This is a genomic window from Kitasatospora sp. NPDC034533, assembly GCF_055575155.1.
In genome coordinates this window covers 81087-97854 of the sequence record NZ_JBVITE010000029.1, presented here as the reverse complement: position 1 = coordinate 97854, position 16768 = coordinate 81087, and the positions used below count along the sequence as shown (strand labels likewise).

Here is a 16768-nt window from a genome sequence, read left to right as displayed (position 1 = left end):
GCCGCTGCGATCTGGCATAACTGGACCGCAGGGGCCACGATCAAGCGGTCACTCATCGCGTATGACCACTAAGGACATCGGACTCATTCATCTAGACGAAGTTCTTGTCGATCAGCATCCGCAGCACGTTGACGTGGAAGTCCGGGAAGTCCATCGGCACGATGCCGAACCGTGCGCGCTGCTCGGTGCGGGCGCTCAGGTACGGGTAGACGGTGCGGTCCATCAATGACTGCGAGCTGGTCTTGGGCCAGTAACCCCCCGCGAACGAGAGGAAGTTGACGAACATCTTCGGGTAGGCCGGATTGGCGAAGGCCTTGTCGAACTGGGCGACGATGCGCAGGCCCTTGGTGCCGAGGGGGTCGAGGCCGCCGGTCTGCCAGAGGTCCTGGGTGTCGAAGTACCCGTTCTCGCCGCCGGACCAGTCGATCAGGCCCCCCGGGTTGGCGAAGTCGGCGAGCAGGACGACCTTGCCGCGGGCGGCGGCGAGGGTCGGCCACCCGTGGAAGTGGAACAGGCCGCGGTAGCCCAGCGCGTCGAGGTAGTGGTCGACCCGCCGCATGAACTCGGCGTCGTCGAGCGCCTGCCCGCCGGCGCGCTCGTTGCGCAGCCGCATCAGAACGGTCTCCCCGGGGTGGGCCCGGAGGAAGTCGCGGCACTGATCGAGCACGTCCTGGAGGCGCAGGTGCTGGTAGGCGTCGGAGTGGTAGATCCCGAGTTCGTCGGGCGCGCCCTGGAGGCCGTTGCAGCGGATGTCGAGGAAGCGGACGCCCTCGGTCAGCTGCTGGGGGAGGCCCCAGTTCTGGGTGTGCGACCACTCGGTGCCGTAGGCGGGGTTCTCGCAGCAGGAGTCGTGGGTGCCGGGGATGGTGAGGTCCAGCAGGGAGACACCGCCGTCCAGGCGGCTCATCCAGCCGTCGGTCGGCAGGCCGCGCGGGGTGGTGGCGCCGGCCGCCGCCCGGGCGCTGCCCGGCAGGGCGAGGGCCGCGGCGGCGGTGGCGGCGAATCCCGCGCCCCACGTGAGAAGTTCACGACGTGCGATGCCCATGGCGGCTCCCCAATGTCCGTCGGTCAGGTCGTTCGTGCCAGTCGTGCCAGTCGTGCGAGTCACCCGAGTTGTGCGCTTGTCATCTTGGAACACGAGGCAGTGACCTTGACAGGTTCACGGCGCGAAATTTTCCGCGAAGCCCGGCGAGCCAGGGGCAGTCGTCGGGGTTTCGCATCCGGGTGGCGCGAGCCGGCCGTTGTCCCCGGTGCCGCCCTGGGCGTGGTGTCAGTGCTCGACGAGGACGGCGCCGGCCGCGCCGGACTGGCCGGGAGCCGTGCTCGACGTCCCCCGCGTTAGCCCGGCGTGGTGGTGAAGGTGGCCTTCTGCTCGGCCTCCAGGGACTGGGTGCCGGCCGGCGTGGTGGCGTCGAAGTGGACGAAGACGTCGGCGCTGGAGTCGTCCGGGGTGATGAAGCCGAAGCCCTTCTGGGAGCTGAACCACTTCACCGTGCCCACCGCACGGCCCTCGGGGCCCGGCGCGGATCGGGCGGCGGGGAAGGTGAAGGTCGCCTGGGCTCCGGGGGCGGAGCAGGCGAGGGCGATGGTGCCGGTGGCCAGGACGGTGCTCTGGAACGGGGCGCTCTCGTCGACCGTGAGGGTGCCGCTGCCGGCGGCGGGGCAGATGAACTCGCCGGCCACCGCGAGGGTCCCGTTCTGGTCCGGGGTCTCGCTGTCGAGGGTCACCTCGCCCACCTGGTTGTCGAGCAGTGCGATCCGGTCGTAGCCCAGAGGGGTGCCGAGCGCGCCGGTCAGGGTGGCGGTCACCGTGATGTCGTCGCCCCAGCTACCGCCCGAGCCCAGGATGCCGTTGTCGACCCGGCCACTGACCGGCCGGCCGGTGGGACCGCCCAGGCAGGACACCGGGATGGTCTGCGTGCCGGAGCCGCCGGCGGTGTCCGTGGCGGTGACGGTGAGGGTGGCGAGCAGCATGGACGCCTCGCAGGAGTAGCTGCCGCTCCAGGACACGACGCTGCCGGAGGCGCTCGCGGTGGCGAACTCCACCCCGTCGTCCGCCGGTTCCGCCGCGGCGGCCGGGGCCGCCACGGCCAGGAGCAGGGCGACCGCTCCGAGGGGCACCGCCGCGCGGCGCGCCAGTTGGCGCGGGAGCGCCGGGCCTGTCATCTCGTGGTCTGAGGTGGCCATGGGGCTTCCGTCCTCTCGGGCCGGCGGCTCGAACCTCCCCGTACGGGGAGCTCGCGGACGCGCTTTCTGCTGGGGGAGCGGGGGACCGGGATGGTTCCGGCCGGCGGCGTGGAGCGGATCGCCTCGGCAGCGAAGCGCGCCGCCGGTCGCACCGCGAACGCTCGGTCGACGGCCCGTGCGTGGCGGCCGGTTCACGCCCCTTTCCGGGCGCGGCGATGCCCGGCCGGGGAACCCATCACGACAGGGGTCCGTTCCTTACAGTGGCCGTGGGCGGGGTTCTTGTCTCCGGCGCGCGGGAGCGCGTCCACGGCGGACACCGGCCCTTCCACGCCGACTTGGACCTCGGCTCGGAGCGGGCCGACATGGCGTGGTGGCCATTGTGTGCAGTCCGGCGTGCCCCCGGTGCTCGGGAGCCCGGACGGGGCAGTCCGCTGTGCGCTCCCACCACGGTGACGGCCTGCCCCGGCACGTCCTCCGTCCCGGTGGAGCGCAAGAGGAGGGGGGACAAGTGCCCGGACACGGAGGCGGTGCAGTACCGTCGGGGAATGGCGTCGAACACGTTGGGCAAGGACCCGCTGGCGGATGTCCGGTGGCCCTCCGAGGACGGGATCACCACGGCTCCCTCGCAGGCCGACGGCCGGGACGCCCCCACGCTCGACTCCTCCGGCGCCCGCTGATGGCCATTGAGGCGAGGGCCGAAGGCGCGCTGCGCTGGTTCCTCCGGGCGGCGGTCAGGTACACCCTGACCTTCGCCGTGGGCTGGTTCGTACTGGCCGGCGCGCTCACCCTCCTGGTCCCCCACCCGGGCGACCAGGATTCCGACGGGCTGGTCACGGCGGGGTACCTGCTCTTCCCGCTCTTCGGCGGGATCTCCCTGATGATCCTGCTGGCCGTCTCGCCGCTGCGGTTCTTTCCGCAGCTGCGCACCTTCAGCGGTATCGCGCTGTCGGGGCCACTGCTACTGATCCTGGTCCTCAGCGGGCCCGGATGGCTGCTGCTGACGCTGACGGCCGTTCAACTCGGCTTCGTGCTCAAGCTGATGCCAGAGGCGCGGTTCCGGGTCACCGCCCGTCGACGCTGAACCGCCCCGCCCGACCGACGCCTGATCCTCGGCCGGGCCGGGCCTGCGGAGTGGTCATCGCATTCGCGGCGGCATGGCCGCCAGAGTCCGCACAGCGCGCCCGCTCGGGCGTCCGCGAGAGGTTGAAGGTGCACTCCGGGGCGCCATGGTTTCCGAATTCGAGAATCGGTAGGGTGTGCCAAAGGTAAACGGTTGCCCTTTGCGGTGGCGGACGGCACGCGCGTGGAAGGCAAGATGACCCGCTCCTCGACTGCTGCCCTGCTGGGAGCGATGGCCCTGATCCTGCTTGAGACGATCGCGATCGTGCTCTTCTTCTGCATTGCCATGCCGCTGCTTGCGGGCGGTATTGCCTTCGAGGATGAGATGGCGCCCACTCCACGCTTCCTGCCGTACGGGTTCCTTTCTGTGGGAATCGTCATGGCTGGGATCAACGGTTGGGCCGCTCGGGGCCTGTGGGCGATGCAGTCGCCGAGTAGGACGTCCCGTAGTTCCTTTGCCCTGGTGGGGGCGGGATCGGTGCAGGTCATGCTGCTTGGCTACGGCCTGCTGTCGGGGGAGCACCTGTTCACGCTCTTCGCGGCGACAGTGCTGGCTCTTCTCTCCGTACTCGTGAAGCCCGCATTCGCAAAGCGCAAATGAGACAGGGGTTCGGCACTCCCACAGGTGCCGAACCCCTGCACTGCCCTGAGGCGGGCCCGTTCGGGCTGTGGCTGCTCGCCGCCGGCCGGGCTCTCGTCGGGGCCGTCACACCGCTGGACAGGCTGTGGGCGCGTGCGAGCGCCCGGCGAGGCGTCGTGACGGCGCGCGCCGGTGCCGCACGCCGGGTGGGCAGCGCTATCGGGCGCCCGGAGCGCCCGATTCATCACTGTGAGTGATTGACTGTCGCGCTTCGCCGAGCCGATGCTCGAACGGCGTGGGCCACCACCAGGCCTTGACCCGTCTCGCCGGAAGGAGCAATCGATGCGTTTCCGCAAGCCCGTCACCATCGCCACCACTGCCCTGACCGTTCTCGGGGCCGCCCTCGTCACCGCGCCCGCCGCGCACGCCGCGGGCGGCACCGCCCCGGCGTGCATCGCCCGCGTCGTGGACGAGATGCCGGACGGCCAGCACGTGTGGCTGTCGAACGACTGCGGCAAGACGATGCACGTCAAGGTCATCGTGGACGGCTGGTACGACAGCAGCTGTCTGCGCCTCGCGAACCACGCCACCCGCGAACTCATCCTGAAGGTCGGGACCTACCGCAAGACGGTGGTCTGCTGAAGCACCATCCGGCGCGCAACGCCGGGCAGTCCGGGACGTGCGTCAACGCCCTTGCGCCGCGCCTCCCCTGACGACCTGACCGGTGATCCAGCAGTCAGCCCCCGCCCCGTTCGGCGGGGGCTTCGCCGCTCCCGGGCCCGCCCCCGCCCGTGCCACCCACCCGCGGTGTCAAGGCGCCCGCAGGAGCGCGCGCACGACCGGTGGATGCGTCACCAGCGCGCGTTCTACGCGGTCGGGTCCCAGTCCGCGAGCTGCTCCATCGGCTCGGTGTCGCCGGTGTTCTCCAGGCTGTCGAGCGGGAGGCGGTCGTAGAAGTAGAGGACCAGGTCGCTCGCCGCGCCTCGCATCACCAGGTCGCCCGGCTCCGCGTCGGCGGCGAGGTCGTCGCAGCGGACACCGTCGGCGTCGAGGGTCAGGCGCCAGGAGCGGCCCTCGGTCGCGTGCAGGTCGATGGTCGCCGGCTTGAACGGCCAGGGGACGGTCGTCGCCGAGACGGTCGTCAGGAACTCGTCGACGCCCTCGACCGCGACGTCCGTCGGCAGCGGCTGTGCGGCCCCCTGGGTGCGCTGGACGTCGTAGGTGTGGACGGCGATCTCCTGGATCTGGTGCCGGGCCACGGCTCCGCTGGTCTGCGGGGCCTGCGAACGGCCCCACCACGTCCAGCAGCCGCGGTCCGGGCCGGCCTCGCGCAGCGCGGCGAGCATGAGCTCGGTCGACTCGGCGAGCCAGGCGTCCAGGGCTTCGCGGTCGCGGGGCGCGGTCGGGGCGCCCTTCGGGTCCGTCTTCGCCGGGGGCTCGGCGCCCGGGCCCGCGGCGACGATGGCGGCCTGGCGGCGGCGGCCATCGCCGAGGTGCTGCGCCAGTTCGCGCAGCGTCCAGTCCGGGCAGGTCGGGACCTGGACGTCAAGGTCGGGGGCGGACGCGATCGCGGCGCGGAACGCGGCTGAGCGGTCTTCGATCAGCCGCAGGACCTCGGGGAACTCCACAGTGTTGTGCACCCCGGATGTCTATCACCGCGTTCCGGCCGCCGGACAGCGAATTTGTGGACGCCGGTCGCGGCGTGGGTGCGCCTGTCGGTCGCCGGGAACCGGTCGGGCCGTCCCCGCTCGGCCCGTCGCGGTTAACCCGGCCAACCCGGCCAACCCGGCCAACCCGGTCAACCCGGTCAACGTTCCCGCTCGGAGCGCCCGTGGGACGCCGCCGCGAACACGGCGGCCGACGGTGCTGCCGGACCGAACCAGTGGTGCAGCGCCTGGTGGAGCCCGTCGAGGCGGTCGTGACCGGCGGTGCGCAGCCAGGCGGTGTGCCCGTCCGGCCGCAGGAGGACGGCGTGGAGTTCGGGGTGGTCGGGGCATGTCGCGGTGACGACGTCCACGCGGTCCGCCCATCCGGCGGCGGACTCGCGGATGGCGCTGTCGGCGGCCAGGTCGAGCAGCAGGCCGCGTCCCGAGGAGAGCAGCCCGGCCAGGCGCGCGGGGCCGTCGCCCGTGGTCAGGGCGAGGTCGGGCGCCAGGCGGCCCAGCCACGGGTGGCCGGAGTCGGGGCGCATCCCGTAGCGGGTGTCCAGGCCGGTGACGGTCTCGGCGAGGGCGCGGTTGCCCGCGGGGTGGCCGGCGACGCGGGTGAGCAGGTCGGCGATCGGCCCGAGCCGGTCGTCGGCGTCGCCGAGCAGTACCTGGGCACGGGTGCTGGCCAGTACGTGCGCACCGGCGGTGTGGCGTTCGGTGTGGTAGCTGTCGAGCAGGTGGGCCGGCGCGGTGCCGCGTACGGTGGCGGCGAGTTTCCAGCCGAGGTTGAACGCGTCGTCCAGGGCGACGTTGACGCCGATCGCGCCGGCCGGTGGGTGGATGTGCGCGGCGTCCCCGGCCAGGACGACCCTGCCCCGGACGTACTGGGCCGCCTGCCGGGCGGCGTCGCCGTAGCGGGTCAGCCAGCGCGCGGCGCGCAGCTCGACGTGGCGGCCGAGCGCGTTGTCCACGGCGGTTTGGAAGAGGCCCGGTGTGACGGGGGCGTCCTTGTCCGCGGGGGGTTGCCGGTCGGAGGTGATGATCCTGACGTAGCCGGGGCGGGGGATGGCGAACACGGCCCCGCCGGGGCCGGTGGTCGCGCCGAACGGCAGCGCCTCGGGGTCCGCGAGCTCGACGTCGCCGAGCAGGTAGAAGCCGGTCGCCTCGGTGCCGGGGAAGTCGATGCCGGCCTGTCTGCGGACGGTGCTGCGGCCGCCGTCGCAACCGACCAGGTACGCGGCCCGGACGCGGTACTCGCCGTCGCCGGTGGCGACGGTGGCGGTGACGGACTCGGAATCCTGCTCCAGGGTGCGCAGTTCGTGTCCGCGCCGGATGTCGGCTCCCAGGTCGAGGGCGTGCGCTTCGAGGATCTCCTCGACCCGGGTCTGCGGGATGCCCAGCGAGTACGGGTGGTCGGTGTGGGTGCCCGCCAGGGTGAGCGTCACGGGCAGGCCGGAGAACGCGGCGTGCGGCACTTGCCGGCCCTCGGCGACGAACCTCTCGGCGAGGCCGCGCCGCGCCAGCAGGTCCAGGGCGCGGGCGTTGAGGTTGAATCCCCGGCAGTGGTCCGGCCTGCGCGCGTGGCGTTCGACCACGACCGTGTCGACGCCGGCGAGCCGGAGCTCACCGGCCAGCAGCAGCCCGGCCGGGCCGGCTCCCACGACCAGTACGTCCGACACCTCGGTCATCGGCTGCTTCCTTCCCGGCCGGTGGGGACGGACCAGGTCCATCCCTGCTCGGTCCGCTCGACCTCGGGCCAGAACAGGCTGCCGTCGCGGATCTCGGCGATGGTCCGCCGCGTCCAGGCCAGCTCGGCCTCCCAGGCGTGCACCGCGCACTCGGTTTCGATCATGAACAGCCGGGGGACCCTGCCGGAGCCGACCGTGTCGGCCAGCACCGCGCTCGTCTCCTCGATCCGCCGGGCCAGGTGCCCCGCCCGTTCGGCCAACGCCTCCGTCGCCCCGTCCGGACCGAGTGCGCCGAGGTAGGACACCGCGGCCATGAACTTCGGGTACTCCGCGACGGGCGTGCGGAGGAGCTCGTCGATCCAGTGGACGAACTCGCGCTGGCCCAGCTCGGTCGCCGCGTACACGGTCCGCTCCGGCCGCCTGCCGTCGCGCGTCGTCTCCACCGGCTCGATCCAGCCGTGCCGGACCAAGGCCTCGACCGTGTCGTACAGCGACCCGGAGTTGACCTTGAAGCTGCCGTCCTTGTGCCGTTCCCGCAGGGTGGACGCCATCTCGTACGGGTGCATCGGCTGCTCTTGCAGCAGGCCCAGCACGGCGAGCGCCAGGGTGTTGGAGATCTTCCGCTTCGCCATCTCTATCGCCGCCCCCTAATAGTAGGAACCGACTATATGGCATCAACTGCTGCCGGAGGTAGGGGCGTCGGGCGGCCGGCCGGCGGCGCAGGAGGTCCTGACGCCGTCTCTGCCGGGTCCCTGCAGGGCCCGCCCGCCGCCGTCTCGCGCCGATCAGGGGTGCCGTTCGAGCGGTTGATTGCCGGGGCGCCCGCCGGCACAAGTGGCGACCGTCCTCCTGATCGACGGCATCGCCATCGACTGACCGGCCCTCTCCGCCTTGTGACGGGCCGGCGGTGATCGTCGCGGACGGGGCGTCCGCGAAGACCACCGCCGTACATCCCCGGGCCGACGCGCGGGGCCGACGCCGCTGAATACGATCTGCGCATGGAACAGCTTCTCCAGCGCCTGTCGACATCGAAGCACGTGACCTGGCTGATGTCGCAGGGCGCGGTGCTGGCCACCGCCTGCTCGTACGCGCTGACCCTCGCCTTGACGGTGCTGCCCACCGACTGGGCGCACTACGAGGGCCTGTTCCGGTTCCCCGACATCGGCAGCTTCCAGATGCTCGGCCTCTGCGTCGTGCTCGCCCTGCCGGTCCTGCTGGTGCGCCGTCTGCCGGCGGCGGTCTTCGCGGTGGTCCTGGGCGAGTCGGTCCTCGGCGACGCCTTCGGCGCGCGGCCCTCGATCCCGTTCGTCCTGCTCGTCGGCCTGGGCGGGTACCTCGCCGTCCGGCGGCCCAAGGCCGCCGCCGTCGGCTCCGTCGCGGCCGTCGCGGTCGTGTTCCTCAACGACCTCCACGTCCCCGGGCAGACCGTCGGCGACGCGACCCAGTGGGCCGGGCAGTTCGCGTTGTGGTTCGCGGTCGCGTGGGTCTTCGGCGGGGTGTACCGCAAGCGCCGTGAATACCTCGACGCCTTGCGGGAGCAGACCGCGGCCCGCGTCGTCATGGCCGAGCGGCTGCGGATCGCCCGCGAGCTGCACGACAGCGTCGCGCACAGCATCGGCATCATCACGGTGCTGTCGGGAGCGGCGGCGCGGGTCGTGGAGACCAAGCCCGAGCAGACCCGGCGGGCGCTGACCGGCATCGAGACCACCAGCCGGGAGACGCTGCTGGAACTTCAGCGCATGCTCGGGGCGCTCCGCCGCGCCAAGCCGGACGACGCCATGCCGCAGGCCGCTCCGCTGGCGCCGGCCGGCAGCCTGGCCGACGTCGCGCAGCTCGCCGAACGCACGGCCGGCGCCGGGGTGCGGGTCCAGGTGACCTGGCGGGGCGAGCGGCGTCCACTGCCACCGGAGATCGAACTGTCGGCGTTCCGGATCGTCCAGGAGTCGGTGACGAACGTGGTGCGGCACTCCAGGGCGCGGACGTGCCGGGTGACGGTCGGTTACGAGCCGGAAGGGGTGACGATCGAGGTCGTGGACGACGGGGACGACGGTCCGGGCGGGCCCGGTCGTCCGAGGCCCTCGGCGACCGGCGGGAGCGGCTTCGGCCTGCTCGGCATGCGCGAGCGCGTGACGTTGCTGTCCGGCCAGTTCAGCGCCGGCCGGCGTCCGGAGGGGGGATTCCGGGTGACGGCGAGGCTCCCGGCATGAGCGTGCGGGTGCTGCTGGTCGACGACCAGCCGCTGATGCTGGTCGGGCTCGGGATCCTGATCGGCGACACCGACGACCTGGAGGTGGTCGGTGAGGCCGGCGACGGCCGCGAGGCGGTGCGCCTGGTGCGTGAACTGCGGCCGGACGTCGTGGTGATGGACATCCGGATGCCGGGCGTGGACGGGATCGAGGCGACCCGGCAGGCGACCGCCGAGCCGGACCCGCCCAAGGTCCTGGTGCTGACGACCTTCGACGACGACGAGTACGTCTACGGCGCGCTGCGCGCCGGGGCCAGCGGATTCCTGCTCAAGAGCATGGCCCTGGACGCGATCCTGGAGGCGATCCGCGTGGTGGCCGCGGGCGACGCGCTGATCGCGCCGAGCGTGACCCGGCGGCTGATCGCGGACTTCGCCGGAACGTCCCGCCCCGCGGCGCCCGAACCGGACGCCGGACCCGCCGCTGACACGAGTCCCATCGCGGGGATCACCGCCCGGGAGCGCGAGGTGCTGGCACTGGTCGGACAGGGACTGTCGAACACCGAGATAGCCGAGCGGCTGGTGATCAGCGCGGCGACCGCGAAGACCCATGTCGCGCGCCTGTTCGCCAAGCTGGAGGCTCGGGACCGCGTCCACCTGGCGATCACCGCCTTCGAAACCGGACTCGTGCCCCGGAGACGCTAGGAGCGGGATCGGAAGCCGGTTCCCGAGCACGGCTTCGCCGCGCTCGGGAACCGGCGCGTCCTCACCCGCCGCGGCTCGCCCCGACTCCGGGCCACCACCCACAGCGGGAGCACGCACGGACACCGTCCTGCCCGGCACCCTGGCCGGCCCGTTCAGGACGGCGCGAGCTCAGTGGGCGCCGATCGAGCCGATGCCGCCGGAGCGGGACCCGCGGCGGGGTGGGCGACCCGACGAGGACCGGACCGGCCACCCCGTGCGCGTGCTGCTGGTCAGGGCAGGTCGGCGGTGATCACCGCGGTCGTGCAGAACAGCACGGCCAGTGGCAGGACGGGCAGCGCGAAGGTGATGGCGCGCAGCCACGGGTACCGGCCCCGAGCCGTCGGCAGGGCGGGCCAGCGGCGGACGGCCTCGGCGGCCGTGGCTGCCACCAGCCCCGCGCCGATCGCGCACAGGACACCCGGGACGTGCCCCCACTCGCCGGTGCGCAGGGCGAGCAGCCAGCAGGTGGCGGCGGTCAGCGGCAGGCAGACGGCCTTGAGGCGGTCCAGGGGCCGGGAGAAGCGGGCGCGGCGGGGCCGCACCATGCCGAGGAGGGCGAGCGCGGGCGCGCCGGCCGCGAGCAGCCCGGTGGCGGCGAGCAGGACGGGGTGCGGGGTCTGCGGCTCGTCGAACTCGGGGGCGTCGACGCCGAGCAGGGCGAAGCCGATCCTCTCGGCCGGGGTGCGGGTGGAGTTGCTGAGGACGACCACCGCGCGCTGGTCGGCGGTGTGGGCGACGAACGCGCGCGAGCCGTTGGTCAGCCCGTTGTGCCAGCTGACGGTCGTGCCCCCGGCGTTCCAGAGCTGCCAGCCCAGGCCGATGCGCCCGTCACGGTCGGCGTAGTCGGCGACGGCGGCGCGCGGGGTGTGGGTGAGGGCGAGCGCGGTGGGCGGGTTGGGGGCGGCGTTGGCGGCCAGGAAGGCGGCGAGGTCGGCGCTGGTGGTCCAGGTGCCGGTGCCGACCGCCGCCCAGCCGGGGTTGGTCCACGGCACGACCGGGGTGCCGGCGGTGTGGAAGGGGAGGGCGGCCCGGTCCGGAGTGCCGGGGGTGGTGCGGACGGTGGTGCGGTCCATGCCGAGCGGGGCGAGGACCCGCTCGCGCAGCGCGGTCGGGTAGTCGCGGCCGTCGACCTTGGCGAGGGTCTCGCCGAGGACGGCGTAGCCCAGGTTGGAGTAGGAGAACGCGGTGTCGGGCTTCGGCCCGTGGCCGGTCAGGCCGGCGAGCGCGCGCACCGGGTCCTGGAGGAGCGACTAGCCGTCGCCGCCCAGCAGGTAGCCGGCCATCGCCAGCGGGAAGCGCGGGCCGCCGACCGGGAAGGACGGCAGACCGGCGGTGTGGGTGGCGAGTTGCTCGACGGTGATGCCGGCCACCGCCGGATCGGCGAACGAGTACTCGGGCCACAGGGCGCCGACGGTGTCGGTGAGCCTGATCCTCCCGGCGTCCAGGAGGCTGCCGAGCAGGCTCGCGGTGAGCACCTTCTGCGCCGAGCCGGTCTCGAACGCGGTGTCCGGGGTGACCGGAGCCGAGCCGTCGGTGGTGCCCAGCGCGGCCCTGGTGACGGTGCCGTGGTCGACGACCGCGACCGAGACGCCCACCGAGCCGCCCGCTCCCTGACCGTCCGGCAGCAGGCCGGCGACCCGCTCGGCCAACGCCGCGTCACCACTGCGGTGGGCGGCGACCGGCGCGCTGCGCGGACCGGCGGCGAAGGCGGCCAGCGCGGCGACGACGGCGGCGACGACCGTCCAGCGCGCGGCCGTGCCGAGCCGGGCGGGCCGGGGGCGGACGCCATCGGGGCCGGCGTCGCCGGAGGCCTGGCCGGGCGGGGGCGGGGTGGTTCCGGGCAGGGGCACGGGGCTTCCTCCAGAAGGTGCGGGCGGCGGCCGGCGGACCGGGCCGCAGAGTGACGGACTTCACGTTCACCCAGGTCAGCGGGGTGACGCAACAGCCACCCGGCCCGCTTCGAAGTAGCCGATCGGCCACCCCCGGCGCCTTCGCGCCCGCGTACGGTGGCGGCATGCACGACCGACCGGCAGCCAGTCCGCCCACTCCCGCCCGCGAGGACACCGCCCCCAGGCGCGCCCGCCCGACGCCGGCCCTCCTCGCCGCGATCGCCCTGTTGCCGGCGCTGCTCACCGACCTCGACCGCTGGTGGGGCATGCGCCCGGGACACGCCGGCGACGCGCTGTTCCTCGTCTCCGGCGCCGCGATGGGATCGCTGGTCCTGTGGGCACTGCGCCCGTTCCCCGCCCACCGTCGCGGCGGGACGGGCACGGCGGCAGCCGCCGCCGCGGCGCTGCTGGTCTCGTTCGCGGCGTCCGGCGGGTACGCGCTGCTGCCCACCGGCCACCGGCCGATCGGCCTCACCGAGGCGCTCGCCCTCGCCCTGCTGCTCCCGCTGGTCGCCCGCCGCTGCCGGCCGCTGGTGATCGCGGGCACGGCGCTGGCTTCCTTCGCGGCCCTCCTCGCCGCCGCCGGTCGCGACGGCGGCCCGTACGACGTGGACAACGCGCTGCTGGTGCTGGTGCTGCTCGGCCCCGGCCTGTTGCTGCGCTGGCGGGCGGAGCGCCGGGCCTGGCACATCGAACGCGCGGTGCGCGAGGAGCGCAACGCGCTCGCGCGGGACCTGCACGACGTCGTCGCCCACCAGGTCACCGGCATCGTCGTCCAGGCCCAGGCCCTCCAGCACATCGCCGCCCGCGACCCGGAGCTGCTGCGCACGGCCCTGGCCGAGATCGAGCACGCGGGGGCGGACGCGCTGGCCGCCATGCGCCGCCTGGTCGGTGCGCTGCGCGACGGCGAACACCCGCGCCAGGACGCGGACTCCCCGGCCCGTCAACTCACCGCCCTCGCCCGGCCCGGCAACGGCCACCGCCCCGAGATCGCCGTCAGCGGAGAGGAGGAACTGGACGGCGCACCGGCCGAGATCGCCGCCGCGGTCCTGCGGATCGCCCAGGAGGCCGTCACCAACGCCGACCGTCACGCCCGCGGCGCCACCAGGATCACCGTCCGGGTCCACGGTGGCGGCGGGTGGCTGCGCCTGGACGTCCACGACGACGGCCGCGGCCCCGTCCGCGCCCCCTCCGGGGACGGCTACCGGGACGGGTACGGGCTGATCGGCATGGCCGAGCGCGCCAAGCTGCTCGGCGGTACCCTCCACGCCGGACCGGCCGCGTCCGGCTCCGGCTGGCACGTCGCCGCCCGCCTGCCCGGCGCGGCGGACCGGCCCGGGCGGCCGGCTCCGGCAGCCGACGGAGCGGCGCCGCGATGACCATCCGCGTCCTGCTCGCCGACGACCAGCGCATGGTCCGCACCGGCTTCCGCTACATCCTCGACGCCGAACCCGACATCGAGGTCGTCGCCGAGGCCGGCGACGGCATCGAGGCCCTGCGCCTGGCCGAGCACCACCGCCCCGACGTCTGCCTGCTGGACATCCGGATGCCCGGCATCACCGGACTCGACGTCACCCGCCGACTCGCCGGCCCCGGCGTGGCGGACCCGTCGCGCGTCATCGTCGTCACCACCTTCGACCTCGACGAGTACGTGCACGAGGCCCTGCACGGCGGGGCCGTCGGCTTCCTGCTCAAGGACGCCGGCCCCACCATGCTCATCGAGGCCGTGCGCGCCGCCGCCCGCGGCGAGGCCATGGTCTCCCCGCAGATCACCGTCCGCCTGCTGCGGCACTTCACGTCCCACCGGGCCCGGCCGCCGCTGCCCGCTTCGGACCGGCACCCGCTGTCGGAGCGCGAGCTGACGACCGTCCGGGCCGCCGCCGAGGGGCTCACCAACGCCGAGATCGCCGACCGCCTGTACATCTCCCTCGGCACGGTCAAGAAGCACCTCGCCGCCGCGCAGCTGAAGCTCGACGTCCGCAACCGCGTCGAACTCGCCGCCTGGGCCTACCGCCACGGGCACATGGACGAGCCGCCCCGGGCGCCGGGCCGGTAGGAGCAGGCCGGCGCGGAGGAGATGATGGGCTGCGCGCAGGCTGCCGCCAGGCCCGGGACGCCCGCTCGCGCCCGCCGGGAGGCCGGGTGCGAGCGAATCGGTGGCCGAGGCCACCGGCCGCCCCCGAGCGAGCGAATCGGCGGCGCGGACGTCCTCGGTCCCCATGCGCAATCGCTCGGGGACCGGACAGGCCCGGACGGGGCCGTTCCGTCGCCGTACCAAGCGGCTCCGCCGAAGTCCGCCGCTGATCCGCACCTGCGGTACACCCCTGGCCGCCCTGGTGAACGGGGTCCGGGGGCGAAGCCCTCCCCGGAACTCTCTGTTCCTGCACCTCGGCGGAGCTACTCGGGGGCCTGTCTCGAAGTCGGGGGTGAGTTCATGGCAAGATCACGGGATGCTGCGACTCACCGATTTCATCATCGACTGCCCGGACACGATGAAGCTGGCGGCTTTCTACTCCGAAGTGACGGGCCGCCCGATCAAGGAAGGCAGCTCCGAGGACTGGGCCGGCATCCAGTTCGGCGAGATCGAGCTGGCATTCATCCGGGTGGACGACTACCGCGCTCCGCAGTGGCCCGACAGCGAGCACCCCAAGCAGTTCCACCTCGACTTCGAAGTGGACGAGATCGAGTCCGAGCAGCGCCGCGTCCTCGACCTCGGCGCGACGCTGAGGCAGGACTTCATCGGCCCCAACGGCTACGGCTGGCAGGTCTACACCGACCCGATCGGCCACCCCTTCTGCCTGTGCCGCAACAAGGGCGTCATCTGGACCGACCAGGGCCCGGTCTGGCCCAAGCGCGGCTGACGCGGCTTCGGTGAAGTCGACTGCTGATCCTCTGACGCGCGTCCGTTGTCGGTTCAGGGCCCGGTCGACTGCGGTGCCGACCGCTTCAGCGGTGGTGTGGACACGCTCGGGGTGGTCCTCGTACTTCGCCGAGCGCCACACCCGCTCGATGTCGTTCAGCTCGGGGCTGTCAGGCGGGAGGTAGAAGAGAGTTCGACGCCGATGACGGCCAGTTCCTCGCGACGCCCTTCGGGGACTCGGGCCACGTGTGCGGGGCGTTGTCCAGGACGACCGTGCACGGCCGTACCCGTGTGAAGCCCGTGGGAGGCCTGTCCAGTGCGGCTGCTCCGGCCACGGTGCCTGCTGGGTCGGATCAGGTCTGGCATTACTTTCCTGCCCGGGATCCCGGCGCCTGGTGCCGGGCCATCGTCCGAGGCACCCGCTTCGGTCCGCGTGGAGTCCGCGGCGGGCTACAGCGGGAAGCTCGCGAGGAACGCGTCGAGGCCACCGGCCAGGTCGAGGGTCCGGAGGTCCACGTCGTAGTCGATCCACCACACGACGGGAACGTCGGGTGCCAGGTCGTGCAGCACCCGGTAGACGACGGTCAGCGGCCCGGAGGGCGATCCCCGGTCCTCGAACGAGAACACGCCGTGCCGGAGGTCGAACGACAGCTCCGCCGGCCGGCCGGACCCGGCGTCCACCACGATCTCCAGGAAGCCCTCGAACGCGCTGCTCACCGTGGCGTCCGGCCAGTGCCGGCGGACGCACTCCTGGACCTGCTCGCCGGTGAAGGTCCACGGGCCGACGTGCTCGCGGTCGGCGCTGACGCAGAAGCTGGATCCCACAGGGGGTGCTCGTTCCTCTCGATGGTGCGGATGCCCGTGCCTGGGCGTGGCGCGCTCGGTGGGCCTCACCGGGGAAGAGGCGCGGCGCTGGTGGAGCCGGGGGGCGGAGCCCGGGGAAGCGACGTGGTCCGGCACCGGCGAGGAGTCCCACGACGACCCGTGGATGACCGTGAACTCCGCACCCTGGGAGTGACGCTCCCCGCCGGTCAGGGCGGCGCCGAGCCGGCGCGGTCGTGGGGTGCGGGGCGCAGCGCCGGTGCCTTGGAGGACGCCGCGGGATGGGTGCGCGTCACGTTGCCCTGCGCAGAGGGAACAGGTCCCGCTTCGTCCACCGCGCCGACGCGGAGGAGGCGCCTACCTCGTCCCACCGGAGGCCGTCGGCCGGTCCTCGTGGGCGTGGGGAGGTCCCGCCGGGCGGTGGTGCCGCACGCGGGCGTCGACCCACGTGCAGAGTTCGTCGAGAGCGGCCACGGCCCGCTCGTGGTCCCCGGTGATCAGGTAGTCGTTCTGCAGGCTTGAGAAGGCGCTGTTGAGGAGCGTCGCGGTGGTCAGGGCGTCGTCCTCGGCGAGGCCGCGGAGCGTGAAGCAGGAGGCGACGAACTCGGCGCGGCCGCGGATGAACCCCGGCCCGGGGAGGGTGAGCCGGCCGGCGGCGGCGAGTCCCTCGATCTCGCGGATGAGCCGGGTCATGGCCAGCTCCTCCGGGCCGAGGGTGCGTTGCCAGGCCGCTCTGACGATGGCGCTGACCGGGACGGCGGGGTCGCGCCAGGCGGGCGTCGCGAGGAGGGCCTGGTGCTGGCGTTCGTCGAGGCGTTCCAGGACCGCGGTGACCAGTGCCTGCTTGTCGGCGAAGTGGTGGGTGAGGACGCGGGTGCTCTGGCCCATCCCCTCGGCGACGGTGCGCAGCGAGAAGTGGCCGATTCCGGTCGCTGCCAGCTGGTCGATGGCGGCGTCGACGACTTCGCGTCGTCGGTCCGGGTTCACGGGTCTGGGCATGTGGCACCTCCGGTCCGAAGGCTCTCACACCATGAGGGAAACAACTGTT

Annotated in this window: 16 protein-coding genes and 2 pseudogenes; 9 read left to right on the top strand and 9 right to left on the bottom strand. The window is 73.3% G+C overall.

The genetic code is table 11. The annotated features are described in order from the left end of the window. Nucleotides 1–91: 91 nt before the first annotated feature. Nucleotides 92–1045: a phosphatidylinositol-specific phospholipase C gene (locus ACZ55U_RS21105; RefSeq protein ID WP_465527687.1), complete on the bottom strand. Its 954-nt coding sequence runs from the start codon at nt 1043–1045 to the stop codon at nt 92–94. A 293-nt stretch (nt 1046–1338) separates the two neighbouring features. Next, the gene (locus ACZ55U_RS21100) at nt 1339–1500 is read right to left on the bottom strand and encodes a cold shock domain-containing protein (protein WP_465527696.1); all 162 of its coding nucleotides are present in this window, start codon (nt 1498–1500) and stop codon (nt 1339–1341) included. A 1232-nt stretch (nt 1501–2732) separates the two neighbouring features. Here ACZ55U_RS21100 and ACZ55U_RS21095 point away from each other — a divergent pair. The 4 genes from ACZ55U_RS21095 to ACZ55U_RS21080 all read left to right on the top strand — a co-directional run bounded on the left by ACZ55U_RS21095 (nt 2733) and on the right by ACZ55U_RS21080 (nt 4528). Further along, complete coding sequence (locus tag ACZ55U_RS21095; protein WP_465527685.1) at nt 2733–2864, top strand: hypothetical protein; 132 nt, start codon at nt 2733–2735, stop codon at nt 2862–2864. Then, nucleotides 2864–3268, top strand: coding sequence for a hypothetical protein (locus tag ACZ55U_RS21090; RefSeq protein WP_465527683.1), 405 nt, complete (start codon nt 2864–2866; stop codon nt 3266–3268). Before ACZ55U_RS21095 ends, ACZ55U_RS21090 begins: the two co-directional genes overlap by 1 nt. Before the next feature lie 192 nt (nt 3269–3460). Continuing rightward, nucleotides 3461–3907, top strand: coding sequence for a hypothetical protein (locus ACZ55U_RS21085; protein ID WP_465527681.1), 447 nt, complete (start codon nt 3461–3463; stop codon nt 3905–3907). 321 nt (nt 3908–4228) lie between these two features. Beyond that, nucleotides 4229–4528 carry a hypothetical protein gene (locus tag ACZ55U_RS21080; RefSeq protein ID WP_465527679.1) on the top strand — a complete coding sequence of 100 codons (300 nt, stop codon included), beginning with the start codon at nt 4229–4231 and terminating at the stop codon, nt 4526–4528. Nucleotides 4529–4752: 224 nt separating this feature from the next. Here ACZ55U_RS21080 and ACZ55U_RS21075 read toward each other — a convergent pair whose 3' ends face one another. The 3 genes from ACZ55U_RS21075 to ACZ55U_RS21065 all read right to left on the bottom strand — a co-directional run bounded on the left by ACZ55U_RS21075 (nt 4753) and on the right by ACZ55U_RS21065 (nt 7855). Continuing rightward, on the bottom strand, nt 4753–5526 hold the full coding sequence (locus ACZ55U_RS21075) for a maleylpyruvate isomerase family mycothiol-dependent enzyme (RefSeq protein ID WP_465527677.1): 774 nt from the start codon (nt 5524–5526) through the stop codon (nt 4753–4755). Between the two features lie 167 nt (nt 5527–5693). Then, entirely contained in the window at nt 5694–7223 is a 1530-nt protein-coding gene (locus tag ACZ55U_RS21070; RefSeq protein WP_465527675.1) for an FAD-dependent monooxygenase, read from the bottom strand. Beyond that, complete coding sequence (locus ACZ55U_RS21065; protein ID WP_465527673.1) at nt 7220–7855, bottom strand: PadR family transcriptional regulator; 636 nt, start codon at nt 7853–7855, stop codon at nt 7220–7222. The genes ACZ55U_RS21070 and ACZ55U_RS21065 overlap by 4 nt, the downstream gene beginning before the upstream one ends. A gap of 366 nt (nt 7856–8221) precedes the next feature. On the opposite strand from ACZ55U_RS21065, the gene ACZ55U_RS21060 reads away from it, so the two are divergent. Both ACZ55U_RS21060 and ACZ55U_RS21055 read left to right on the top strand, forming a co-directional pair. Next, on the top strand, nt 8222–9430 hold the full coding sequence (locus ACZ55U_RS21060) for a sensor histidine kinase (RefSeq protein WP_465527671.1): 1209 nt from the start codon (nt 8222–8224) through the stop codon (nt 9428–9430). Further along, entirely contained in the window at nt 9427–10110 is a 684-nt protein-coding gene (locus ACZ55U_RS21055; RefSeq protein WP_465527670.1) for a response regulator, read from the top strand. The genes ACZ55U_RS21060 and ACZ55U_RS21055 overlap by 4 nt, the downstream gene beginning before the upstream one ends. A 269-nt stretch (nt 10111–10379) precedes the next feature. Here the strand turns inward: ACZ55U_RS21055 and ACZ55U_RS21050 are convergent. Beyond that, nucleotides 10380–11999, bottom strand: a pseudogene (locus ACZ55U_RS21050) (serine hydrolase domain-containing protein). A 164-nt stretch (nt 12000–12163) separates the two neighbouring features. Between ACZ55U_RS21050 and ACZ55U_RS21045 the strand changes: the two are divergent. From ACZ55U_RS21045 to ACZ55U_RS21035, 3 genes are all read left to right on the top strand, one after another. Beyond that, on the top strand, nt 12164–13417 hold the full coding sequence (locus tag ACZ55U_RS21045; RefSeq protein ID WP_465527669.1) for a sensor histidine kinase: 1254 nt from the start codon (nt 12164–12166) through the stop codon (nt 13415–13417). Next, nucleotides 13414–14094 carry a response regulator gene (locus ACZ55U_RS21040; RefSeq protein ID WP_465527668.1) on the top strand — a complete coding sequence of 227 codons (681 nt, stop codon included), beginning with the start codon at nt 13414–13416 and terminating at the stop codon, nt 14092–14094. The genes ACZ55U_RS21045 and ACZ55U_RS21040 overlap by 4 nt, the downstream gene beginning before the upstream one ends. 394 nt (nt 14095–14488) lie before the next feature. Beyond that, nucleotides 14489–14899: a VOC family protein gene (locus ACZ55U_RS21035; RefSeq protein WP_465527667.1), complete on the top strand. Its 411-nt coding sequence runs from the start codon at nt 14489–14491 to the stop codon at nt 14897–14899. Between the two features lie 102 nt (nt 14900–15001). Here the strand turns inward: ACZ55U_RS21035 and ACZ55U_RS21030 are convergent. From ACZ55U_RS21030 to ACZ55U_RS21020, 3 genes and pseudogenes are all read right to left on the bottom strand, one after another. Beyond that, nucleotides 15002–15430 (bottom strand): annotated as a pseudogene (locus ACZ55U_RS21030) (transposase); the annotation flags it as partial. After that, nucleotides 15349–15723 carry a hypothetical protein gene (locus ACZ55U_RS21025; RefSeq protein ID WP_465527666.1) on the bottom strand — a complete coding sequence of 125 codons (375 nt, stop codon included), beginning with the start codon at nt 15721–15723 and terminating at the stop codon, nt 15349–15351. The gene ACZ55U_RS21025 and the pseudogene ACZ55U_RS21030, both read right to left, overlap by 82 nt. A 354-nt stretch (nt 15724–16077) precedes the next feature. Beyond that, nucleotides 16078–16719, bottom strand: coding sequence for a TetR/AcrR family transcriptional regulator (locus ACZ55U_RS21020; RefSeq protein WP_465527665.1), 642 nt, complete (start codon nt 16717–16719; stop codon nt 16078–16080). Nucleotides 16720–16768 lie beyond the last annotated feature (49 nt).

Excerpts from the sequence above, each read along its gene's own strand:
- ACZ55U_RS21080 (WP_465527679.1), top strand. The coding sequence starts at position 4,229 with ATGCGTTTCCGCAAGCCCGTCACCATCGCCACCACTGCCCTGACCGTT.
- ACZ55U_RS21105 (WP_465527687.1), bottom strand. The coding sequence starts at position 1,045 with ATGGGCATCGCACGTCGTGAACTTCTCACGTGGGGCGCGGGATTCGCC.
- ACZ55U_RS21035 (WP_465527667.1), top strand. The coding sequence starts at position 14,489 with ATGCTGCGACTCACCGATTTCATCATCGACTGCCCGGACACGATGAAG.
- ACZ55U_RS21090 (WP_465527683.1), top strand. The coding sequence starts at position 2,864 with ATGGCCATTGAGGCGAGGGCCGAAGGCGCGCTGCGCTGGTTCCTCCGG.
- ACZ55U_RS21020 (WP_465527665.1), bottom strand. The coding sequence starts at position 16,719 with ATGCCCAGACCCGTGAACCCGGACCGACGACGCGAAGTCGTCGACGCC.
- ACZ55U_RS21070 (WP_465527675.1), bottom strand. The coding sequence starts at position 7,223 with ATGACCGAGGTGTCGGACGTACTGGTCGTGGGAGCCGGCCCGGCCGGG.
- ACZ55U_RS21055 (WP_465527670.1), top strand. The coding sequence starts at position 9,427 with ATGAGCGTGCGGGTGCTGCTGGTCGACGACCAGCCGCTGATGCTGGTC.
- ACZ55U_RS21040 (WP_465527668.1), top strand. The coding sequence starts at position 13,414 with ATGACCATCCGCGTCCTGCTCGCCGACGACCAGCGCATGGTCCGCACC.
- ACZ55U_RS21065 (WP_465527673.1), bottom strand. The coding sequence starts at position 7,855 with ATGGCGAAGCGGAAGATCTCCAACACCCTGGCGCTCGCCGTGCTGGGC.
- ACZ55U_RS21095 (WP_465527685.1), top strand. The coding sequence starts at position 2,733 with ATGGCGTCGAACACGTTGGGCAAGGACCCGCTGGCGGATGTCCGGTGG.
- ACZ55U_RS21045 (WP_465527669.1), top strand. The coding sequence starts at position 12,164 with ATGCACGACCGACCGGCAGCCAGTCCGCCCACTCCCGCCCGCGAGGAC.
- ACZ55U_RS21060 (WP_465527671.1), top strand. The coding sequence starts at position 8,222 with ATGGAACAGCTTCTCCAGCGCCTGTCGACATCGAAGCACGTGACCTGG.